At 70.0% G+C, this 4,860-nt stretch carries 5 protein-coding genes; 2 read left to right on the forward strand and 3 right to left on the reverse strand.

What is annotated here, in order from left to right; translation table 11 throughout:
* Positions 1-1,059, forward strand: a 1,059-nt coding sequence (locus ACM2XV_RS12285; RefSeq protein ID WP_487027122.1) for a glycoside hydrolase family 38 C-terminal domain-containing protein, incomplete at its 5' end; no start/stop codon positions are given.
* A gap of 84 nt (positions 1,060-1,143) precedes the next feature.
* On the opposite strand, the gene ACM2XV_RS12290 is transcribed toward ACM2XV_RS12285, so the two are convergent.
* Positions 1,144-1,512 (reverse strand): VOC family protein, encoded by a 369-nt coding sequence (locus tag ACM2XV_RS12290; protein WP_487027123.1) that lies wholly within the window; start codon positions 1,510-1,512, stop codon positions 1,144-1,146.
* Positions 1,513-1,574: 62 nt separating this feature from the next.
* On the opposite strand from ACM2XV_RS12290, the gene ACM2XV_RS12295 reads away from it, so the two are divergent.
* Positions 1,575-2,042, forward strand: a complete 468-nt coding sequence (locus ACM2XV_RS12295) for a MarR family winged helix-turn-helix transcriptional regulator (RefSeq protein ID WP_487027124.1) — start codon at positions 1,575-1,577, stop codon at positions 2,040-2,042.
* A gap of 81 nt (positions 2,043-2,123) precedes the next feature.
* Here ACM2XV_RS12295 and prfA read toward each other — a convergent pair whose 3' ends face one another.
* Complete coding sequence (prfA, locus tag ACM2XV_RS12300) at positions 2,124-3,209, reverse strand: peptide chain release factor 1 (protein WP_487027125.1); 1,086 nt, start codon at positions 3,207-3,209, stop codon at positions 2,124-2,126.
* The coding region (gene rho / locus ACM2XV_RS12305) for a transcription termination factor Rho (protein WP_487027126.1) at positions 3,209-4,860 on the reverse strand (1,652 nt) is incomplete at its 5' end. The genes prfA and rho, both read right to left, overlap by 1 nt.

A 4,860-nucleotide genomic window follows, 5' to 3' on the forward strand; every position in this document is an offset into this window, starting at 1 on the left:
GCGCGCGACGAACGCGGCATCGTGCTGCGCAACGAGCTGGTCGAGATCGTCGTCTCCGCCGAGGGTCTCGTGACCTCGGCCGTCGACCTCGCGACGGGCCGCGACGCGATCGCGCCGGGCGGCGAGGCGAACCTGCTGCAGCTGCACCAGGACTTCCCGAACATGTGGGACGCGTGGGACGTCGACCGCTACTACCGCAACCGCGTCGAAGACCTGCGCGCGGTCGACGCGCTCTCGGTCGCCGAGGACGAGAACGGCGTGCACGTCACGATCGACCGCACATTCTCGGCGTCGTCGGTGCGCCAGGTGCTCACCCTCGGCCCCGGCTCGCGCGTGCTGCGCATCGACCAGTCGACCGACTGGCACGAGACCGAGAAGTTCTTGAAGGTCGCGTTCCCGCTCGACGTGCGCGCCGAGCACACCGCCGCCGAGACGCAGTACGGCTACTACAAGCGCGTCACCCATACGAACACCAGCTGGGAGGCGGCGAAGTTCGAGACCTCGATGCACCGCTTCGTGCTCGCCGAGGAGCCGGGATTCGGCGTCGCGCTCGTCACCGACTCGACCTACGGCTACGACGTCACGCGCGATGCGGAAGACGCCGAGGTGACGACGACGCTGCGCCTGTCGCTGCTGCGCGCGCCGCGCTTCCCCGACCCTGAGACCGACCAGGGGCCGCAGACGCACGCCTATGGGCTGGTCATCGGCACCGACGCGCTCGGGGCGACCGAGGCGGGCATCGCGCTCAACACCGCGACGCGGCGGCGGGCCGGCTCGGGCTCGGGTGCCGTGGCTCCCCTCGCGGAGGTCTCCGGCGAGGGCATCCTGATCTCGTCGATCAAGCTCGCGCACGACCGCTCGGGCGACCTCATCGTGCGCGTCTACGAGGCTCAGGGCCGGCGCGCCCGCGGCGTCGTTCGCGTGGCCGAGCCGTTCGGTGCGGGGCGCGTGGTCTCGCTGATCGAGGACGAGCTGGCGGATGCCGCACGCGGCGGCTCGTCGGTCGAGGTGACGCTGACCCCCTTCGAGGTCCGCACCCTGCGCTTCACCCGCGGGTAGCCGGGGCTGGCGCTCGCGAGACGACCCCCGATGCTGCTCTGCCTCGGCATTCGCGCATCGGGGGTCGTCTCGCGTGATACGAGGCTATGCCTTGTCGTGCAGGGTGACGTGGTAGCCGTCGGGGTCGGCGAAGGTGAAGGTGCGGCCGAACGGGCCGTCGATGGGCCCCGAGACGATGGTGTGGCCGTCGGCGACGAGCGCGTCGTGGATCGCCTGCACCTCGGTGGCGTGCAGCCAGAGCGCCGTGCCGATGCCGGGCTGGGCCACGGAATCGAGGTCGGTGCCCGGCACCAGATCGCGCAGCGCGAAGGCGATGGGCGACGTTGCGAAGACCACCGCGTGCGGCGGCCCCGCGGGCGATCGGACGAGGCCGAGGTACCGCTCGTAGAAGGCCTGCGAGGCGTCGAGATCGCGGACCTGGAGCGAGATGAAGTCGGGGCCGGTTGCGGGCATGAGATGCTTCTTCCTGTCATGTCAGTTGTCTGACATGGGCAACCATATGTCAGAATGCTGACATGAGTCAAGACGGCACAGGCGTCGACCTCGAGACGTCACTCGGCTACCTGCTGAAAGAGGCGTCGAGCGCGCTGCGCACGGCGATGGAGGCCGTGCTGCGCCCGCTCGGCATGACCGTGACGCACTACTCGTGCCTCGAGCTGCTGGCGCAGCGACCGGGCCTGTCCAACTCCGAACTCGCGAGGGGAACCTTCGTGACCCGGCAGTCCATGAACGTGCTGCTGCAGTCGCTCGAGCGCGACGGCTTCGTCACCCGCCCCGCCGAGGCGCGCGTCGGGAAGGCGCTGCCTGCACAGCTCACGCCACGCGGCCGGCGCAGCCTCGAGAAGGCGAGCGCGGCCGTCCGCTCCGTCGAGGTGAGGATGCTGGGCGGCATGTCGCAGCAGGAGCAGGCCGAGGCGTTCCGCCTGCTGCGCGGCATGGTCGACTCGCTGCGGAGCGCCGAGGGGGACGCGACGCGGGGCTAAGGCCTTCCGCCCCGTCAGGGCGTCGTGGTCGGCTGCGGCGCCTGTGGACGTCGCGGGTGAATCGGGCCGAGACCCCGCGCGCTACGCGTCGGCCGAGTCGCCGATCGCCGCGAGCCGCGCCTCTTCGTCGGCCTGGATCGCCGAGTCGATGACGGGGTCGAGCGCGCCGTTCAGCACCTGGTCGAGGTTGTAGGCCTTGAAACCCGTGCGGTGGTCGGCGATGCGGTTCTCGGGGAAGTTGTAGGTGCGGATCCGCTCGGAGCGATCCATGGAGCGCACCTGCGATTTGCGGGCGTCGGATGCCGCGGCATCCAGCTCCTCCTGCTGCTTCGCGAGCAGGCGCGCGCGCAGCACGCGCATGGCGGCCTCGCGGTTCTGGATCTGCGACTTCTCGTTCTGCATCGAGACGACGATGCCCGTCGGAAGGTGCGTGATGCGCACCGCCGAGTCGGTCGTGTTCACCGACTGGCCGCCGGGGCCCGACGAGCGGAACACGTCGACGCGGATGTCGTTCGCCGCGATCTCGATCTCTTCGGGCTCGTCGACCTCGGGGAAGACGAGAACGCCGGCCGTCGAGGTCTGGATGCGCCCCTGCGACTCGGTCGCCGGCACGCGCTGCACGCGGTGCACCCCGCCCTCGTACTTGAGGTGCGCCCAGACGCCCTCGGCCGGGTCGGTGGCGTTCGACTTGATCGCGACCTGCACGTTTGTGTAGCCGCCGAGGTCGGTCTGATCGGCCTCGAGGATCTCGGACTTCCAGCCCTTCGAGTCGGCATAGTGCACGTACATGCGCAGCAGATCGGCCGCGAACAGCGCCGCCTCTTCCCCACCGGCGCCGCCCTTGATCTCGAGGATCACGTCGCGGCCGTCGTCGGGGTCGCGCGGGATCAGCAGACGCCGGAGCTTCTCTTGCGCGGCGGTCTGCTTATCTTCAAGCCCGGGGATCTCCTCGGCGAAGGCCTCGTCCTCACGGGCGAGCTCCCGTGCGGCATCCAGATCGTCGCCCGCCTGCTGCCAGTCCTCGTAGGCCTTCTTGATCTGCGAGAGCTCGGCGTAGCGGCGGTTGACCTTCTTTGCGCGCGCCGCGTCGGCATGCAGGGCGGGGTCGGCGAGCTGCTGCTCGAGATCGCCGAACTCGTCGAGCAGCCCTGAGACGGACTCGAACATCAGCGGTGGTTGTTCTCGTTGCCGTGCGAGTGCCCGCCGCTGCCCGAAGTCGGGATCGACTTCTGCATCTGCACGAGGAACTCCACGTTCGACGAGGTCTCCTTCAGCTTGCCGAGCACGACCTCGAGCGCCTGCTGCTGGTCGAGGCCCGCGAGGGCGCGACGCAGCTTCCAGGTGATCTTGACCTCGTCGGGCGAGAGCAGCATCTCTTCGCGGCGGGTGGACGACGCGTTGACGTCGACGGCCGGGAAGATGCGCTTGTCGGCGAGCTGGCGCGAGAGGCGCAGCTCGCTGTTGCCGGTGCCCTTGAACTCCTCGAAGATGACCTCGTCCATCTTGGAGCCGGTCTCGACGAGCGCGGTCGCGAGGATCGTGAGCGAGCCGCCGTGCTCGATGTTGCGCGCGGCACCGAAGAAGCGCTTGGGCGGGTAGAGAGCCGAGGCGTCGACGCCGCCCGAGAGGATGCGCCCGGATGCCGGCGCCGAGACGTTGTAGGCACGGCCGAGGCGCGTGATCGAGTCGAGCAGCACGACGACGTCGTGGCCCAGCTCGACGAGGCGCTTCGCGCGCTCGATGGCGAGCTCTGCGACCGTGGTGTGGTCCTCGGCGGGGCGGTCGAAGGTCGAGGCGATGACCTCGCCCTTCACCGTGCGCTGCATGTCGGTGACCTCTTCGGGCCGCTCGTCGACGAGCACGACCATGAGGTGCACCTCGGGGTTGTTCGTCGTGATCGCGTTCGCGATCTGCTGCAGCACGATCGTCTTGCCGGCCTTGGGGGGCGCGACGATGAGGCCGCGCTGGCCCTTCCCGATCGGGGCGACCAGGTCGATGATGCGCTGGGTGAGCTTCTCGGGGACCGTCTCGAGGCGCAGGCGCTCCTGCGGGTAGAGCGGGGTCAGCTTGCCGAACTCGACGCGGGTCTGGGCCTCTTCGACCGTTTGGCCGTTGATCGAGTCGACGCGCACGAGGGCGTTGTACTTCTGACGCGAGTTGCCGTTGTCGTTCTCGCGCGGCTGGCGGATCGCGCCGACGACCGCGTCGCCCTTGCGCAGGCCGTACTTCTTGACCTGGCCGAGCGAGACGTACACGTCGCTCGCGCCTGCGAGGTAGCCGGTGGTGCGCACGAAGGCGTAGTTGTCGAGGACGTCGAGGATGCCCGCGACCGGGATCAGCACGTCGTCTTCCGTCAGCTCGATCTCGGCGTCGTCACCGGCGCCGCCGCCGCGGCGCTTGCGGTCGCGGTAGCGGCTGCGACGGCCGCCCTCGCCCTGCTCGCCGTCCTGCTTGTTCTGGCCGTTGCCGCTCTGGCCGCCCTGGCCCTGGCCGCCCTGCTCGGGCTTGTCGCTCTCCTTGGCGGGCTGCTCGCCGCCCTGGCCCTGCTGGCCGTTGTTGCCCTGGCCGTTGTTCTCGCGGTCGGCGCGGTTGCGGTTGCGGTTGCGGCGGTTGCGACGGCTGCGGCCGCCCTCGCCCTCGCCAGCCTGCTGGCCGTTGTCGTCGTTGGACTCGCCGGATGCCTCGCCATCGCTGCGCTCACCCTGCTGCGCAGCCTGGCGCTGCTCGGCCACCGCGTCGAGGGCGGACATGAGGGACTCGACGCCGGTCTGACCGGCGTTCACGTGCCCGGATGCCGCCGTGACGGTGCCGCCGGTGG

The organism is Gryllotalpicola sp. CP2-P1 (genome assembly GCF_057512245.1).

Coding starts and splice junctions, on each gene's coding strand:
- ACM2XV_RS12290 (WP_487027123.1), bottom strand. CDS start 1,512: ATGCCCGCAACCGGCCCCGACTTCATCTCGCTCCAGGTCCGCGATCTC.
- ACM2XV_RS12295 (WP_487027124.1), top strand. CDS start 1,575: ATGAGTCAAGACGGCACAGGCGTCGACCTCGAGACGTCACTCGGCTAC.
- prfA (WP_487027125.1), bottom strand. CDS start 3,209: ATGTTCGAGTCCGTCTCAGGGCTGCTCGACGAGTTCGGCGATCTCGAG.